This window comes from Marinobacter sp. V032 (genome assembly GCF_052645435.1).
Window position 1 is genome coordinate 359226 of record NZ_JBQXYE010000003.1, and the last position, 17278, is coordinate 376503.

Genomic DNA, 17278 nt, shown 5'->3' on the forward strand with positions numbered 1-17278 from the left:
TTTGGAGTGGCCATAATGAATACGGCTTCTTGTGTTGGGTCGTTGCATTCTTTTTGAGTTTTCTGTGCGATCACCCGGCGTCGACCACAAAGGCGTTAAGGTCGACATCGTCGATCTGGCTCTCGCGCAGAAATTGCCTTGCATACTCGACGGGTATGCCGGATGTCACAAAGAGATTGTAGGTCTCAATATCAATATGACCGTCTTTGGCCATAGCCGATAATATACCCAGCGCCTGACTTACGGTTTTGCCTTCTTTGTAGGGCCGGTCAATCGCGGTCAGGGCTTCGAATATATCGGCTATCATCATCGCTTTTTCCGGAACGCTCAGGGCGTCGCCTGGCAAGCGCCTCGGATAGCCGGTGCCGTCCATCTTTTCGTGGTGGCTGCCGGCCAGGCGCGGCACGTTCGAGAGTCGCTGTGGCAGGGGGAGTGCTTCCAGCATGATGATGGTCTGGACGATGTGATCGTTGATTTTGAATCGTTCTTCAGGCGTCAGGGTGCCCCGTCTTATGACCAGGTTATACCGCTCGCCGTAATTGTATGCCTGCGCTGGCAAGTCCATATCGAACCCCCAGCGATTGTCGGGATCGTCGGCTGTAACGGGGGGCTTGCGTGTGCCCCAGGGAATGATGTGTTCCGGTTTGTCAGATAGCAGAGACTCATTGGCCGGTATGGCGGGCTCAGGGAAGCCTTCGAGCCGTGACTGCTCGTCCTGGGACAGGCCCAGCCGATTACTGAAATACCGTTGCCAGGTCCTGTCACCAATGCTGTTGATGCGTTCAATGGCCTCGTCGCTCATGAATTCGCCGCCCAGGTTCGCCTGCGCCAGGAAAGCAAAATCGTCCTGCAACTGCTGTTGGGCGTGGTCCCGCGCGGCAACTGCTGCTTCCGGGTCGGCACCTTCCAGCTGTTGTTGCAGGCAGGCAACTTCTAGATCGCGGTGGAGTACCTCAAATCGCGTCCTGATTTCGTGGATGCGGTTATAGATGGTTTCCAGTTTGGTGGCTTTGTCGACGACATATTCCGGACTGGTGATCTTACCGCAATCGTGCAGCCATGCTGCCAGATTGAACTCGTAGTGCTCATCCTCGGTCATGCTGAAACCGGCAAACGGCGGCTGATCCGATTGTTCGGCTTGCGCTACGATCATTTGTGCCAGTCGAGGTACCCGCTCACAGTGGCCGCTGGTGTAGGGTGATTTTGCGTCAATGGCGCCTGCGATAAGTTCGATAACGCCGTTGAGCATAGCTTTTTGGCTTTCGATCAATTGCCGGGTCTCGATTGCAACCGCCGCCGAACCGCCGATTTCCGAGACAAACTGGATCAGGTTTTTATCAAGCCGCGCGAACTGGCGTTCGTCCAGGTCAATCATCAGGGCGCCAACCAGCTGATTGCTGCGGTTGCGCAGCACGGTGTAAACCGCATGGTCGGACCCGGTCTTGCGAAAGCGTTGGATTATGTCGTCGTCGCTGTCCGCCTTCACCACATTGTCGAGTCGCGGGAGGTGGTCATGGCCTTCGGAAACGGCCAATTCCATTGCCCGGGATTTAAACGAATACAGGTAGACCGCACCGTGCTGCTGACCGATGATGCTGATCAGCTCGTGAAGAATGTCCCGCAGCAGCGCATCCAGATCCTGTCCCCGGTTCAGCGTCAGGGAGATCGCCTTGAAACTGCGAACAGTGGACGTCATGTTGTTCAGCGCGCTGCCGAGTTTCTGTGCCTCGCGGATATTGGATTCAACCCCGATGGGGGTGTCAAAGCGAAACCAGGACAGCGCCCGCACTTGCCCGGTGAGCTCTTGTAGCGAAGCCCCCAAGCGCTTGCCGATCTGCCAGCCCACCGCGATCAAAAGCAATACGACTGCGCCACCGATCGCAATTTGTTGCCTCATGACAGTCCACACGTCGGATAGCAGTTCATCTGCTGGAATCGCGATGAGCACCTTCAGATCATTGGCATAGGCTGAAGTGAGAGAGGCGCTGGTGCCATACCATTCCTGATTGGCTGCCTCGAAATACCGGGCGTGAGCGTCGGCTTTCATCGACTCGACGTTTTGTAGCGGGGTGGCCCCCAACGTGTCTAATGTTGCCAGTGCAGGTCTGTTTTCAGCGGGGTAGGTGATGTGCTCACTGCCGGGATATGCCAGTACTTCGTTGTCGCTGTTGATGATGGCAATTTCGGTGGACGGCGTGAACTTCAGGCTCTCCAGTTGGCTGTTGAGCGCACTGACGGTGACATCAAGACCGACGATGGCTGGCGTGTTGTTACCCCGCTGGGCAAGTGTAATGCCGATTTCGCGGGTGGTGAAGAATACATAGGGTGTGGTGAGGGTGATATCGTCTGTCAGGCTGGCTGAGGTATACCAGTCACGGCTTCTGGGGTCGTAGGTATTGTCCGGATTCTGGCGGGTTTCCAGTAATCGCAGGCGATCATCGTAGAACCGCAACTCGGCGACCTGCTCCGCTTTGTCATTTCGGGAGGTAGTTTGCAGCATGAATCGACTGCTCTGCGGGGCAGAAAACAGCGATTTTGCCCGCGATTCAAGCCGACGTAAGAGGAAAAAATCGCCACTTGGATAGCCGACATATACCGCGTCGACGATGTTGTTAATCCGCAGAATGTCGGCCAGCACCGGCAGGCGTCGGACGCGCTCCTCCAGTGTGTCCGCGTGAAGCAGCATGCTGTCTTTGAGCAGCAGCAGCGAAGTAATGGGCGGATCGGTCAATGTCTTGATGCGGTCATTCACCGACATCACCAGTTCATCGACGGATTGCGCAGTCGCCGCCAGTTTCGCAGATTCCATGCCGCGGTATCCCTGGAATACCAGGATGCTGGTCAGCGTGATCATTCCGGTAGTGATGGCTAATGCTATAAGCAACGCAAGGGAAAACCGAGCGGGTCTCCGCTTCATGAACTCCAGTCCTTATGGTTCTGCGGCACTTTATGACGCTATGTTTGCCGGTTGCCTCCTCAGACTAGTATGGATTCAGTAACTTGTCTCACTTGCCGTTATTCTTGCGATGGGGTTTACTCTTCACCCGAATCCGGAAATCGAAGGGATCAAGGCGATTGGTGATTCGGGCTTTCCCTGAAAATCAACAACAATAATGGACGTACGCTGTGTTATTGCTCACCGGATTTGGGTTGAGTTGTCTCTGTCTTCTGTTAGTTATTCTGTACCGTGACTTCAGGCACCTGCTGATTGGTCAGGTGTTCCTGCTGATTGTGGTAGCTTCTATCGCGTTCCTGCTCGACCCGCTTGTGGCTCCGGGTTTCCGTTGGCTGACCTCTGATATACAGACTGCATTGCCGGGCCTGTTCTGGCTGCTTTGTGAACTGACGTTTGCTCGTCGCCCGCGGTTGTTGAGCGTCTGGAGTTGCATGGCGGCTTATACGTTCATTGCGCCGGCGATCGCCCGATTGTTTATTCCGCCGGATGCAGAGGAGGGTGTTGGGCTTTTTCTCGGCTGGACGCTGGGGCGGTTGCTGGAGTACGTGATCATGCTCAGGGGGTTCTGGCATGTGGTATCACACTGGCGAGACGATCTGGTCGAGGCGCGCCGCCGTGCGAGACTGATTCTGTTGCTGATTGTCGGTGGTGCGGTGGGTTGGGCTGCAGTATCGCTGAATATGGGGTTCTCCGGGTATTACACCAATAGCGTTATCGTTGCTATTGCCGCTTTTTCGACCGCTTTTTTTCTGCTGCAGGGTCGGGCGGGCGTGCTTGAAGTTGCCAACGCTGATGTGCGGTCGCCAAATGAGCCTGACCCTGAAGTCGAGGCAATAGTTCAAGAAGATAAACCGGTTAATACAGCGGATGAAAAGCGCCTGCAGGAAGTTATGGCAAAAGGTTATTACCGGACCGAGCGACTGACGCTGGCGATGCTGGCGGCCGAAACAGAACTACCGGAATACCGCTTGCGCAGCATGATTAACAAGACTCTGGGCTACCGCAACTTCAACGATTATATCAATCAGCTACGTATCGCGGATGCTGCTACGCGACTGGTCTGCGAACCGGAAACGCCGGTACTGAATATTTCCCTGGATGTTGGGTACCGAACGTTGAGTTCGTTTAATCGTGCATTTCGTGAAATTACAGGCACTACGCCGACAGCCTATCGCCAACAGACAGGACCTGCCAAAAGCGGCAAATAACGCGCAGATCCAACCGATTAAATAATCAAATTGTGTTATTTGCACAGCGAAAATTCATTGATAAAGATAGTCTGTATGTCTTGTCTTGCAAGGCTTTGCATGAATTGCACAGTGTCTGAATGAATCTGCACACAGGTTCCACTCGCTGCTGTGATGGCGGCTTCCTATTGTGGTGTCTGGTCGGGCCGGATAGAGCCCGATCCCCTAATCACAATAAGAAAGCAGTCAGCGGAGTGGCTAATAATGACAATACGAAAGAACGCGGGTTTCCCGCACAGTGCTGTAAAGACAGGCCTTGTCATCGGTGCGGTAGCGCTGACCGGCATACTCGCCGGTTGTGGCGGCAGTTCAGATAGCGACGATACCAGCAGCACCCCGCAGTTCCCCGAAGGTGCGGTCATGCTGGATGCGGGCAACCTTACCCAAAGCGCCAAAGAGGCGTTTATCAACGCCAAGTCCGGTGACGTTATCGTTTTTCCTGAAGGCCGTTTCGATATTGACGATACGCTCGGCTTCGATGCCAGTACCAGCGGCACTTCAATTGAAAACATCACCATCACGGGTTACGGCAAGGATAAGACCATTCTGGACTTCTCCGGCTCAGCCGGTGGCGACGGGATTTACATCCAGAACGGCATGAATGTCACCATCAAGAACATCGGTGTATACGAAGCGGCTAACAACGGCATCAAGCTGAAAAATACTGACGGTATCCACATCCAGTCGGTAGCAACAGTCTGGGAAGGGGCGCTGGATCAGGACAATGGCGCTTACGGCCTTTATCCGGTCGAATCCCAGAATATCCTGATTGAAGATTCATACGTGCGCGGGTCAGCGGATGCAGGGGTCTATGTCGGCCAGTCCAGCAACATCGTATTGCGTCGCAATGAGGCCGTGGAAAACGTTGCCGGCATCGAAATCGAAAACTCCACAAACGCGGATGTCTACGATAACGTCGCGACCGGCAATACCGGCGGTATCCTGGTATTTGACCTGCCTATCGGTAACCACCTGTACGGCTCTACAGTGCGGGTGTTCGATAACGAAGTTAGCAAGAACAATGCGGCCAACTTCGCTAATGCCAGCTCCAACCCTGCCGGTGTGCATATCGTGCCGCCAGGAACCGGGGTGATCGTGCTGTCTACCAGTGATGTGGAAATCTACAAAAATGAAATCAGCGACCACAAAACCACATCTGTGGCGATTACCAGTTATTACCTTGCAGATGAAACGCTTAGCTATGCAACCCACCAAAATGTGATTGATGATGGTTGGGATCCTGTTCCGCGCAATATTCATGTTCACGACAACGCGATCTCAACGTCGGGTTCCGCGCCTGAAGGTAAGCTGATAGAGGATATTATTAACGGTTATGTTGCGACTGCTGGCGCTGTCCCCGCGCTGCTATACGACGGTTTGGGTGAATTGCTGGCGAACGCTGGTGCTGATCCGCAAGTCGCTGGCGCACCATTCGCCGATGGCGATCGAGTCTGCGCTGAGAATAATGTGGCCAGTTACGGTCAAGTTTACGGTACTGACCCGTCGAATCCTGCGAACATAGATGGCTCGGGCCCCAAAGCTCGCCTGCTTTTTGAGACTACACAGTCCGCCTTGCTGAACTGCGCTACCCCACTACCACGCCTCAGCGCTGCTAAAGCCACGATCAACGGTAAGTCCTACGGTTGTGGTTCCAGTGAATCCGGCGATTCCAGCGCGGCATCCTGCGCACTTTAACCTCACCTGTTATGACACCTCGTGGCGCAAGCCACGGGGTACTTCAAGGAGTACAACAGTATGCATTTCCTGAAGACTTATCGGGGCGCGCTGGGAGCTTTGGCCTGTGCGGCGGTGTTGTCTGCCTGCGGCGGTGGTGGCAGTGGCGATGATGACAGCGCCATGCCTGAAACGGGTAAGGAGACGGGCGTTTGTGGTCAGTTGGCTGGCGATATTAATCAGTCTGCGCTTGAAACCGCGGACTGCCAGTACCTGAGCAGCTATCGTCTGTTTGGCGATGAGACCAACCCGACGACTGCACCAAACGGCACGGGTATTCCCTATGATCTCACCACGCCCCTTTTTACGGACTACAGCAGCAAATACCGGTTTGTTTTCGTGCCAGAGGGTAAGCAGGCGCAATACAGCGAGAAAGAAGCATTTGATTTTCCGGTGGGCACGGTTATATCTAAAACCTTCAGCATGCCAGCGGATACCGCGTTCCGGGGATTCAAAAATGAAAGGTTGATTGAGACCCGTCTGATGATTCGTCGCGCCGATGGTTGGGCTACGCTGCCCTATATCTGGAACGATGACTTCTCCGATGCAACACTGCAAATTGCGGGCGGAGCCGTTCCGGTCACAACCGTCCACAATGGTAATCAGATGGAAATCAACTACCGTGTGCCGGATAAAACCCAATGCAAGCAGTGTCATCAGGTAAAGGTGGCTTCGGAATCGGCGTCAGAAATTTCACCGATCGGCCCCAAAGCGCGTTTGCTTAACCGTAATTTCAACTACCCATCCGGTGAGGAGAACCAGCTCTCGCACTGGGAAGCAGCCGGCATCCTTGATGGAGCACCTGCTGATAAATTCGGAATTGATACGATCCCTGCATACACCGATGCAGACGCCAGCTTGCTGTCAGGAAAAAGTGATACTGAGCTAATGGCGTTGGCAAAAGGCTATCTGGACATCAACTGCTCCCATTGCCATCGGCCGGAAGGCGGCGCCAGCAATACCGGGCTGCATCTGGAATACTGGCGTGAGTTCGCCGCCAACTTGAGTCATCACGGTGTCTGCAAGAAGCCTGTCGCCTATGGCGGCGGCAGCCTGAGTTATGACGTCGTGCCGGGAGATGCGGAGAACTCCATCATTCACTTCAGGATGAACACCACCAAACCAGGCGACAAAATGCCTGAGATTGGCCGTACATCGGTGCATGAAGAAGGTGTTGAGCTGATTTCCGAGTGGATCAATCGCGGCATGCCGAGTGCGCCGGCCTGCACCCCCTGACATGATCCTGTAAAACAACATTATCAGGTCGTTATTGAGCCCGGAGCGTAAGCCTCGGGCTCTTTTTGTTCGTGCACCTGATAAGTTGGCAAATGGAAAGTGTGCTGCGTACCTGTGCGGTCGCTGGTCGTGTCAGTCCGATCCAGTTTCATCAATGTAGCGTTCGCGGATACGCTCGTAGGTGCCATCTTTGAGAATCTCGAACAGGGCCCAGTTGAATTGATCTCGAAGGGTCTCGAATTCGGACGCTTTTCGCAGCACCAGATAGGCTGGTGTAATCGACATTGGTGGCATCAACGGCTCGATATCGTCGAGTCCCAGTTTCCGGATCACATGCTGGCCAACATCGGCGTTGGTCAGCACTGCATGAACGCGACCCAGCGCCAGCATTTTCATACTTTGTTCATCCCTGCCGACCTCAATGACCTTGATCTGGCCCTGCCGCCTTGCGCTCTCGAACTCCGTTGTGGTCTGAAAGCCCCTGTTTACTGCAATGGTTTTGCCGAACAAGTCTTGAAGCGTTCTGGTTTGTGGTGCCTGGTCTGTTCTGACAAACAGTGTGTACTGGGTGATATGCAGCGGCACGCTGGTGTACATCGCGTAGGCTTTGCGGGGATCTGTTTTGAAGTAGGAAAACACGCAGTCCCGCAAGCCTGCGGAAAGAGCCTCTTCGAGACGTTTCCAGGGCTCCAGCCGGATTTTGATATCAAGCCCCAGCCGTCTACCTGCTTCACGCACGACATCAACATCGATGCCGGTCAGCCCGTCATCGTCGATAACATAAGGCGGGTAGGCGGCACTGAGGCAGGTAAGCGATCGATTTTGCTGTGCCTGCAGCGTCAGTGACCAGAGCATACTGACAATCATTGATCCGAAGGCTATGCAGCGCATGTTGATATCGAGCCCTTGGCGCGGTGGTGGCTGTGAGTCAGATTGACTTGATGAAAGTATGGTTCAGGCGCAGACAATTGCCAGAGTGCTCTGCCTGATGCGCTCACCATTATCGATGGCGAACTGGAGTGACGCTCAATTTTACATAATTAACTCATGTAATGGTGAGGTAGAAATAATGTTTTAACAGGACGCATTCGTGGCAGGGTGGTATATTAATTGATCAATGTTGATATCGAATGTTTCAAGGATGGAACCATGTTTCGGTTAGTGAGTTTTCTTCTTTTGCTTGTTGGCGGTCCTGTATCGGCGTCCATGATTCAGTATGACTACGCATTTGCCTATACCGATGTGACGGACTGCAATACTGGCTGTTCGCCTGCCCCCGAGGCTGGAGTGGGTAGTCTTCTGCTGGATACGGATCAGAATACGCTTCTGGCCTTGTCGCTATCATCCGCCGATTTTGATGTGAACTGGTCGGGCAGCCTTCAGCTCACGCCCTACGCCGATGGGTGGTCGGTTGATGACGGCGACCTGATGTCTACAAACTTCGTGGTGACGGATTCCGGATACAGTGTGGAGATGTTCCTCGATCTGTTTTTTGTGCCAACCGAAGGTAACCCGCTTGATTACTTTGAGAACGCAGTAGAGCAATATAATTATCTGGCTAACAGTGATCGCACCTGGTTTTTCCAGGGCGAATTCACCAAAGGAATTATTGCGCAGGTATCAGAGCCGGCCAGCGGTTTATTGCTGGCTTTGGGGTTGCTAATGGCGGGCCTGGGTCGTATCCGGCGTCGTTTGCCAACCCTGCCTGCGTAAATCAGTCACACGCCGGTTGCGGGGCCTGCTTGAACCTTTCTGCAATGGCCGCGTTTCTGGCGTCATCACTTTTGTATTCGTCTGGTAGAGGATAGAGCAGGTAGACGGCATCGCCTTTTACCCGATCTGCTTTTTCCAGTGCGGGGACCCGCGGATCGTCTGCGATCACAGGGCTCAGTACCTTTATATTGAGTGAAGGGGAACGATGGAGCAGGGCGGCCACCGTGCCCGAGCGACCTTCACTGTGGAAGGTGCCGGTAAGGTGAATCACCTGGTCGCCGGGCTGCTCGGCCAGTGCTCGTTCGATGCTCGTTGCCATGGTGTTGTCCCGCAGCAACTGCGCCAGATAGCTGTTCTCCAGTCGCGGGTCCCCGGTATTACCATGATGCCCGCCCATTGCGCCAAAGAAGCGCTCCCGGTAACCCGGCGGGCTGAATAGGGGGTTCGTTGGCAACCACTGTTGCTTATCTGCCGATATCCCGTCGATAGCCTGCTTTCCCTCTCGTCCGACGCATCTGGCCATGTCTGCCGGCGCATTGGCCCCAACGACAGGTAAGTGATGGTCTGCAGCAAATGCGACCAGGGGGCGGTAAGAGGCCTTGTAGTTGTTCCATGCCGCACCTTCTTTGATGAGTTCTTCTTCACCCGTTTCTCCTGCAAGGTAACGATCGACGGCCGTTTGATGATCGACTGTGAACTGTTCCATCGACAGTACCTGGTTGGGTCTCAACTTATAGAGCGCGCTTTGCAGCTGGGCTTCAAGCAGGTGGGCGCCGTTATGGCCATGAAACTCGCCGATGATGATCACGTCTGCATCCTGCCACTGATCGGCCAATGCGGTGACGCTGAGCGTTTTGTCCGTGTCCGGGTCGATGATGCGATAGTCATAGAGCCCGGTCAGCTGCCTCATGTCGGAATCAGGATCAGGATTTTGGGTGCTGGCGCAGGCGGTCATCAGTCCGGCGAGAATGCCGGTCAACAGGTGCTTCAAAGGGATCATTCGGTTCCTCCGGGACAGGCCCGCGTGCTTGGCCGAAAACTGTATCGTTTGGCTGAAATCGACCTATTCTTATAAAGGAGTCGTTTGATGATAACGTTGAAAAGGATCCTACCATGCCAGATCGCAAAGGGTTTCTCGAAGCGCTCCGAAAGGAGCTGAAAGAGAGGATAGAGCGCTATTCAGCCCATCAGCATCGTGATGATGGTGCGTTGGAGGCTGATTTTGCAGAACAGGCGGTACAGCGTCAGAACGATGAAGTGGTGGACGGGCTCGATCTCGAAGCACGGGAAGAGCTGATACAGGTTGAAAAGGCGCTGCAGCGGATTGAAAACGGTGATGGCGATGGCTGTGAACTCTGCGGTGAAGTGATTAATCCCGAGCGTTTGAAAGTGCTGCCCCAATCGACAGTGTGCGTGGCCTGCGCCGAGAAAATGGAAGAGGAATAATCTGTCGCTTTCAGCAAAGCCTTGACCCTGAAGTGGTTACAACCTTTATAGATAGCGCCACATCATTTGAAAGGGGAGCGTTTCATGGGGCATAGCCACGGCCATTCACACGCAGGTCACAGCCACGGCGGACACGCCCATGGTGTGACACATAATCGCGCCTTTGCGATCGGTATTATCCTGAATCTCGTCTTCGTGGTTGTCGAAGCGGTATACGGGGTGATGGCCGAGTCAATGGCGTTGCTGGCGGATGCCGGCCACAACCTGAGTGATGTAATGGGGCTGGCGCTGGCGTGGGGTGCCGCGTGGCTGGCTCAGCGCAAGGCCACCAAGTGGCGCACTTACGGCATGAAGAAAAGCACAATTCTGGCCGCACTTCTCAACGCGCTGATCCTGATGGTGGCGGTAGGCGGTATCGCCTGGGAGTCGATTCGCCGGTTTACCGAGCCTCAGGATGTCGCAGGCGTGACGGTTATTGTGGTGGCCCTGGTCGGCGTTGTGATCAACGCGGCGACGATGATGCTGTTTATGGCCGGGCAGAAAGAGGATCTTAATATCCGGGGCGCTTTTCTGCACATGGCCGCTGATGCGGGCGTGTCCGTTGGCGTAGCCCTGGCCGGTGTGCTGATCCTTTGGACCGGCGCTACATGGATCGATCCGGTCGTGAGCCTGGCGATCGTAATGGTGATCCTGGTGGGCACCTGGGGGCTTCTGCGGGAGTCTTTGAATCTAAGTCTGGATGCGGTACCTGCGGGCATTGATCCCGATGAGGTCCACCGGGTGCTGCGGGAATCGCCGGGTGTCGATGGCGTTCACCACGTGCATATATGGGCCATGAGCACCACCGAGAATGCGTTAACGGCGCATCTGGTGAAGCCTGAACCGGATTCCGACGATGTGCTGCTGGATGACATCCAGAAACAGCTGCGCAGCACGTTTAATATCACGCACGTCACCATTCAGTGGGAGCGTGATCAATCAGGCTGCCCTGTACCGGGGCATTGCTGAGGCCCGGACAGGTGGGCTGCCGGTGCAACCCGTACTCCGACATTAACAAGGATGGCGTTTATGGATCCCCGAATGAGCATGTTAACCCTGGGAGTAGATGATCTTGCGCGCGCGGTCAGCTTTTACCGCGATGGCCTGGGGCTGCCGCAACTGGATTCACCCCCTTCAGTCGCCTTTTTCACCCTTAATGGCACCTGGCTGGGGCTCTTTAACAGAGCCTCGCTGGCAGAAGATGTGGGCGTACCTGTAGGCGAAAAGGCAGCGTTCCCCGGTTTCACCATTGCCCATAACCTCGATTCGGAACAGGCAGTTGATGCCATGATGGCAGACGCTATCGCAGCCGGGGCGACGGAGATTAAAAAGCCACAGAAAGTGTTCTGGGGAGGCTACTCCGGCTACTTTTCAGACCCGGACGGCTACCTCTGGGAGATCGCCCATAACCCGTTTGTCTGGATCGGTCCCGATCCGTCCTGAAAACGTCGCCGGTATTGATGACTGGCGCCCAATTTCGCATTGTTAGACGATGTTTAACATCGCCAATCCCGCTCTTCGTCTATAGTTTACAGAACGATGACAGTCAGACGAGCGCCACTTTACGGCGCTGTCGTGGCTGTTGCCGTGCTGCGCTATTGGCTTCGATTAGCCGTCATGATGTTTGGCGAGGATAGGTGTTAATGCTTCGATCACTGAATGCTTTTTTCGTGCGTGTTGGGTTGTTTGGCGCGCTGCTTTTCTTGGGTGCGTGTGGTGGGGGAGGCAGTGGTAGTAGCGATAATAACAATGAGAGCAATGTGACGCCTGCTCCCCGCGCCGGCGTTTATGAAGGTGTTGCTACCAATGGGAATGATGATTCCACGGCCGAATCTTTGTTGTTTTTGAGTCCTACGGGCCGGTATTTAACATCGGTCGGTGGCGGATTCATTGCAGGAGACATCACGTTCAAAGGTGACGGTACTTTGACGGCAACGGGGCGAGCCTTTCTGTCAGGCGGAAGTGGTGTTTCGGCCGATCTGCCAACGACCGGTACGGTGACTTCCCCGCAAACGATGATACTTAAAACCGAATCAGATGGGACATCCCTGACATTCGATTTTAAGCGCGATAACGACGCATCTGATATTGGCGTGACGCTCGATGCAATTGCTGCCCAGGGCACCTATATGATGGATGATGGTGCTAACCCGGCCATTGCCTTTACGGTTGAATCAAATGGCGATCTGTCTGGGAGTGACGGTAGTGCATGCGCTTTCGACGGTGCGTTAACCGTGCCGGACCCCTCTGTTAATATCATTCTGGTGGATTTCACTGCGTCGGGCTGTAAGAGTGGAACCGAGCCGGATCCTCGCAATGGACAATATGAGGGTACGGGCATCTTCATACCTGATGACGTTGGCGGTATGCTGGTCTTTGGCGCCGCAGCAGAAAATGTGGCCGTTAGATTCGTGGGGGAGTGATCTGCTGAGCTAGTCTGGCTCCGGTAACAGTCTTGTGCGAACAGGCGGCTTTGAATTCCCTGTGGCTTGAGACCTATGGAGCTTCAACTACGCTTTAGCAACACCTCGACTCTATCTTCAGGAAGAATCCCCATGCGCCAACATCTGCTCGTATTTACCGTTCTATTCCTCGTTTCACCTTTCACACTGGCCGCCGCAGGCCTGGTGACGGTCAAGAGTCAGCACAGTGTCAAAGAGACGGCTGACAAGCTGGAGACTGTTCTCAACCAGAAGGGAATGACGGTCTTTACGCGTGTAAATCATACTGAAGGCGCCAAAAAAGCCGGCCTGGATTTGCGGCCGACGGAACTGGTGATTTTCGGTAACCCGAAAGTCGGCACGCCACTGATGCAGTGCGAACAAAGTGTCGCCATTGATTTGCCGCAAAAAGCGCTGATCTGGGAAGACGCTGACGGGCAGGTCTGGCTGGGGTATAACGATCCCGAGTTTTTGCGCAAGCGCCACGCTATTGAGGGCTGCGATGCCGTGCTCAAAAAGATAGACGGTGCGCTTGGCAAGTTCGCGGAAGCGGCGACTCAGTGAGTCTGAAGCTGCCGGGCATCGGCAGCTATCCAGATTCAGCTTCACTGCCTGTCAGACTTAGCCGTTAAGGGCAGGGCGCTGTCGCACCGTCGGCTTGCAGCCGGCCCGCCGCAGCAATGATGTGATCGGCAAGCTGTTGGATATTGTCCTGATGGGCTTTTACCAGCGGGTCTATGCCGTCCGGTGCCGTTTTTCGTAAGCGGGTATTGCACGTCAGGCGGGAACCTCCTTCGGTTTCGTGATCGATAAGCAGATAGCGGGCGTCGAGCCAGGCGTATTGCCCGGGCACCGAATCGAACCGAGTGACGGTAACCGAAACGCTCATGGAGGTCGTTTGGCTACCCGCTCTGGAGAATCGGGTCGCCAGTGCGCTACGGATTTCGTCTGCCAGCGGCGCTCCCCACCACTCGGATTCCAGCACAACAAGGCCGCTAACATCCCGGCGTATGACCAGTTCGCTGCGGTCCACCTGTGGCGGCACGCTCACATTGTCGATAGAGATCCCGTTGCCGGTATCACTTTCCGTAGAAGTCTGAGGCAAGGGCACCAGCGTGTGATAGTGCAGTTGCGGGCTGCTACTGCAGCCTGCCATTAATAGCAGTGCAGCGGCGAAGGCGGCACAGGCTGCGCGATAGAGGCCGTTTGGATTTGCCGCTGTCATCGGGTTACTCCTGTCGAGTCTTGCTCTGGCCGGCCTCGAATCAGCGCTTCCGGGTGCCGGCGCAGATAGTCAGACAGTTCGCGAACCGAGCGGGACATACGTTCCAGCTCATCGAGCGCCTGGCCAATGCGCTGACGCTCGGGCGAGTCGTAAGCAAAGCTGTCGGTCGCTGTTTGCAAGGTGGTTTTCATTTGGGACATCAGTTCATCGATGCCTTCCAGCGTTGTGCGGGTTGAAGGCAGCACGTCATTGTTGACGCTGGCTAATGTCTTCTTGAGTTCGGCCAGACTGCCGTCAAGGTTGGCGGCCATGCTCTCAAACGGAATAGCGCTGAATCGCTCAACCAGGTCAGCGAGCTGATCTTGCAGCTTGTCGAGACTGGTGGCGCGGGTGGGAATCACCGCCACCTTGCCACTGGTGTCCATCCGGACGGTTTCTGATGCGTCGTCCGGGTGAAACTCGAGTGCTATATGCAGTTGGCCGGTTAGCAGGTTACTTTTGCGTGCCTCTGCCTTCAGGCCTTGTTTAACAAACTGGTCGAACATCATCAGAACGGCGTCTTTCTGGCTGTTCTTGCCTGATTGCGACTGGGTCAGTTTGCGATAGGCTTTGCCCATCAGTCGCGGATACACATCGGCTTCCACAATGACGGGGAAGGTTCTGTTCTGTTCGTCGTAATCCAGTGAAACTGTACTCACTTCGCCGATTTTCTTACCCATGAAATACACTGGTGCGTCACTGCTCAGGCCTCTTAGCGACTGATCAAACCGCATGCTGATAGCCTGTGAAGGTCCTTTTCCAGGGGCGAATGCGGTGTCCTGATCATCAAATAACTGAAACTGGTTGTCGCTCGTAACGACCGGGTCAGCCGGTGTGTCGTCGGACTTCGGGGGGGAGCCAAAGGCGACACCTCCGGAGAGCACTGATAGTAGCGATTCAGAGTTCACTTCAAGTCCGTTTGCGTTGACGCCGACCTTGATGCCGCTGGCATTCCAGAACCGGGTATCCGACGTGACGAACTTGTCGTTTGGCGCGTTGACGAAAATATCGAGATTTACGCCGTCACCGGATTCATCGAGCTTGAATGAGACGACCTGGCCCACCCGCACCTTTCTGAAGTAGACAGGGGATCCGATATCCAGCGAGCCAAGGTTGCGGGCTTTCAGCCGAAACCGGGTGCCGGGCTCGCCGTAGGTGACCGGTGGCGGAGACTCAAGACCGCTGAACGTCTCCGAGCGCTTGGATGATGTGCCAGGATCCGCAGCAATAAAATCACCGGAAAGCAGGGTATCGAGGCCGGAGACCCCTTCGGCGCCGACGCGCGGTCGCACGACCCAGTAGCGGGAATCTTCCCGGGTAAACGATGCCGCCTCGCGGTTCAGTTCAGCGGTGACAATGACGTTTTTGTGATCCTTGCTGAGTGTGACGTCGGTGACTTCGCCAATCACCACGTTGCGATACTTGATTGGCGATTTTTCTGCGGTCAGGCTGCCGGCAGTCTGGAACGTGATTTTGATGGTGGGGCCGGACTGCTGCCAGGACTGGTACAGCATGGACAGCCCAATCAGCACCGCGACAATGGGCACCAGCCAGACCAGCGAAAGTCCCCAGCGTCGGGTGCGGATATCGGCATCACCTGCCTGGTTGTTCGTTCGGCCATCATTCATGGTCGTGATTGTTATCCCATATCAATCGTGGATCAAAGGACAGTGTCGCCAGCATTGTTAATATGACCACTATACCGAAGAAGAGAATACCAAGCCGGGGCTCAATAACGCCAAATACGCCAAACTGGACCAGAGCGCTTAGCAGTCCGGCCACGAATACATCGAGCATAGACCAGTAGCCTATCAGCTCAAGCGCACGGAACAGACGGGTCCGGTCCCGACAGGACGCCAGATTGCGACGTGTCTGGACGGTGACCAGCAGGAGCGTCAATACCAGAAACTTGGTGACCGGTACGCCAATGCTGGCAATGAATATGATGGCGGCAATGTCCCAGGAACCGCCCCGCCAGAGCTGCACGACGCTTCCCAGTATGGTGGGCGACGACTCTTTATAAAGAGAGCTGGTGTGCATGATGGGCAGCAGGTTGGCTGGAATATAGAGCACCAGCGCAGCAATCATCAGCGCCCAGGTGCGGGACAGCGCGTTGGGCTTGCGGTGATGGAGCCTGGCTCCACAACGAGGGCAGCTATCTGGGGACTGATCCAGTGAGCAGCTCAGCTTGCAGCTGTGGCATAAGCGAAGATTCAGATCAGCGGCAAATGGCGGATTCATCGGGCGTCGTTCCATAGCAGCGGCAGGTCGCGACCTGCCAGGCCGATGATCAACATACTCAGCGCGGCCAGAGCAAACAGGCCGACTGCCGGAAAGACATCCAGTCGCCCCGACAGTTTCACGACGCTGACCAGAGCGCCGAGCAGGAATACCTCAAGCATGCTCCAGGGTCGCAATGCTTCCAGCGCGCGCATCTGCCAACGAAAGCCGGGTGCCCGCTGATGTTTACGGGCAAAAGCAAATAGCCAGGTCATCATCGAAACCTGCAGTATCGGTACTGTCAGGGTCGCGAAAGCAACCGTCAACGCCATAAGACCTATCGGGCCTTGAGCCAGCGCAAGGCTTGCATCCAGAAGGGTGGCAGAGTGCACTTGCCCCTGAACCCGAATGAACAGCACCGGTACAAAGCATACGACCGCCATCATCAGCGCCGCTGTCACGCTCAGAGCCAGAGCCTGGTCAATCGAAAGCATCCGGTGACGCGCAATGATGCCGCCGCAACGCTGACAGGTCGCTTTCTGGTTACGGGCGAGTTGTGGCCGGTGGTAGGCCGAATCGCAGTACTCGCAAATAATAATGTCAGACGGATAACTCATCGGATCAGATCCGGAAACCTCTGATTATGACTCTAAAAGGCTGCCCGCCGGGGCGCTCCCTGAAAGCCGAATGCGCCGCCAGGTCCAAAGCGGAAAACGGGGTGATATTTCTGCAACAAACTGAAAGATAAGTGATCTTTTGTCCAGTGGTGATTTGTTCATGTTGCCGTCCCTTGATTCAGAGAGACGCCTTAAGCATAGCCCGTACCTGGCGACAGGTCTCGTTGAGTGTGAAAGTGCTCTTCACCCGACGAGCAGAATCTTGCTACAGAGCATCGCGACGGCTGACGAATAGAGTGGCAGCGTCAGTACCCGTGCCATAATTGTCTTCACAATTTCGCAGCAAGGGCTGCGTCACGGATTAT

At 55.1% G+C, this 17278-nt stretch carries 16 protein-coding genes; 9 read left to right on the plus strand and 7 right to left on the minus strand.

What is annotated here, in order from left to right; all coding sequences use genetic code 11:
- Nucleotides 1-70 precede the first annotated feature (70 nt).
- Entirely contained in the window at nucleotides 71-2917 is a 2847-nt protein-coding gene (locus ACUN9X_RS15445) for an HD domain-containing phosphohydrolase (protein WP_260034576.1), read from the minus strand.
- Between the two features lie 209 nt (nucleotides 2918-3126).
- Between ACUN9X_RS15445 and ACUN9X_RS15450 the strand changes: the two genes are divergently transcribed.
- The 3 genes from ACUN9X_RS15450 (at nucleotide 3127) to ACUN9X_RS15460 (ending at nucleotide 7173) form a co-directional block, all read left to right on the plus strand.
- Nucleotides 3127-4164: a helix-turn-helix transcriptional regulator gene (locus tag ACUN9X_RS15450; RefSeq protein ID WP_260034577.1), complete on the plus strand. Its 1038-nt coding sequence runs from the start codon at nucleotides 3127-3129 to the stop codon at nucleotides 4162-4164.
- Nucleotides 4165-4407: 243 nt separating this feature from the next.
- Complete coding sequence (locus ACUN9X_RS15455; RefSeq protein WP_260034578.1) at nucleotides 4408-5898, plus strand: parallel beta-helix domain-containing protein; 1491 nt, start codon at nucleotides 4408-4410, stop codon at nucleotides 5896-5898.
- Nucleotides 5899-5958: 60 nt separating this feature from the next.
- Entirely contained in the window at nucleotides 5959-7173 is a 1215-nt protein-coding gene (locus ACUN9X_RS15460; RefSeq protein ID WP_260034579.1) for an SO2930 family diheme c-type cytochrome, read from the plus strand.
- 132 nt (nucleotides 7174-7305) lie between these two features.
- On the opposite strand, the gene ACUN9X_RS15465 is transcribed toward ACUN9X_RS15460, so the two are convergent.
- Complete coding sequence (locus ACUN9X_RS15465) at nucleotides 7306-8028, minus strand: substrate-binding periplasmic protein (protein ID WP_445473675.1); 723 nt, start codon at nucleotides 8026-8028, stop codon at nucleotides 7306-7308.
- Between the two features lie 294 nt (nucleotides 8029-8322).
- Between ACUN9X_RS15465 and ACUN9X_RS15470 the strand changes: the two genes are divergently transcribed.
- Nucleotides 8323-8886: a hypothetical protein gene (locus ACUN9X_RS15470; protein WP_260034582.1), complete on the plus strand. Its 564-nt coding sequence runs from the start codon at nucleotides 8323-8325 to the stop codon at nucleotides 8884-8886.
- 1 nt (nucleotide 8887) lies between these two features.
- Here the strand turns inward: ACUN9X_RS15470 and ACUN9X_RS15475 are convergent, their stop codons facing one another.
- Nucleotides 8888-9886 (minus strand): ChaN family lipoprotein, encoded by a 999-nt coding sequence (locus ACUN9X_RS15475; protein ID WP_445473676.1) that lies wholly within the window; start codon nucleotides 9884-9886, stop codon nucleotides 8888-8890.
- Between the two features lie 113 nt (nucleotides 9887-9999).
- Between ACUN9X_RS15475 and ACUN9X_RS15480 the strand changes: the two genes are divergently transcribed.
- The 5 genes from ACUN9X_RS15480 to ACUN9X_RS15500 all read left to right on the plus strand — a co-directional run bounded on the left by ACUN9X_RS15480 (nucleotide 10000) and on the right by ACUN9X_RS15500 (nucleotide 13376).
- Nucleotides 10000-10332, plus strand: a complete 333-nt coding sequence (locus tag ACUN9X_RS15480; protein ID WP_260034585.1) for a TraR/DksA family transcriptional regulator — start codon at nucleotides 10000-10002, stop codon at nucleotides 10330-10332.
- An 84-nt stretch (nucleotides 10333-10416) separates the two neighbouring features.
- Nucleotides 10417-11340 (plus strand): cation diffusion facilitator family transporter, encoded by a 924-nt coding sequence (locus ACUN9X_RS15485; protein WP_445473677.1) that lies wholly within the window; start codon nucleotides 10417-10419, stop codon nucleotides 11338-11340.
- A 72-nt stretch (nucleotides 11341-11412) separates the two neighbouring features.
- Complete coding sequence (locus tag ACUN9X_RS15490; protein WP_445473678.1) at nucleotides 11413-11814, plus strand: VOC family protein; 402 nt, start codon at nucleotides 11413-11415, stop codon at nucleotides 11812-11814.
- Nucleotides 11815-12014: 200 nt separating this feature from the next.
- Entirely contained in the window at nucleotides 12015-12794 is a 780-nt protein-coding gene (locus ACUN9X_RS15495; RefSeq protein ID WP_445473679.1) for a hypothetical protein, read from the plus strand.
- Between the two features lie 132 nt (nucleotides 12795-12926).
- Nucleotides 12927-13376: a DUF302 domain-containing protein gene (locus tag ACUN9X_RS15500; protein WP_445473680.1), complete on the plus strand. Its 450-nt coding sequence runs from the start codon at nucleotides 12927-12929 to the stop codon at nucleotides 13374-13376.
- Between the two features lie 64 nt (nucleotides 13377-13440).
- Here the strand turns inward: ACUN9X_RS15500 and ACUN9X_RS15505 are convergent, their stop codons facing one another.
- The 4 genes from ACUN9X_RS15505 to ACUN9X_RS15520 are packed head-to-tail and all read right to left on the minus strand — an operon-like array spanning nucleotide 13441 to nucleotide 16913.
- Nucleotides 13441-14037, minus strand: a complete 597-nt coding sequence (locus ACUN9X_RS15505) for a PqiC family protein (RefSeq protein ID WP_445473681.1) — start codon at nucleotides 14035-14037, stop codon at nucleotides 13441-13443.
- Nucleotides 14034-15704 (minus strand): PqiB family protein, encoded by a 1671-nt coding sequence (locus ACUN9X_RS15510; protein ID WP_445473682.1) that lies wholly within the window; start codon nucleotides 15702-15704, stop codon nucleotides 14034-14036. Before ACUN9X_RS15510 ends, ACUN9X_RS15505 begins: the two co-directional genes overlap by 4 nt.
- Nucleotides 15697-16317, minus strand: coding sequence for a paraquat-inducible protein A (locus tag ACUN9X_RS15515; RefSeq protein WP_260034593.1), 621 nt, complete (start codon nucleotides 16315-16317; stop codon nucleotides 15697-15699). The genes ACUN9X_RS15510 and ACUN9X_RS15515 overlap by 8 nt, the downstream gene beginning before the upstream one ends.
- Nucleotides 16314-16913 carry a paraquat-inducible protein A gene (locus ACUN9X_RS15520; RefSeq protein WP_260034594.1) on the minus strand — a complete coding sequence of 200 codons (600 nt, stop codon included), beginning with the start codon at nucleotides 16911-16913 and terminating at the stop codon, nucleotides 16314-16316. Before ACUN9X_RS15520 ends, ACUN9X_RS15515 begins: the two co-directional genes overlap by 4 nt.
- Nucleotides 16914-17278 lie beyond the last annotated feature (365 nt).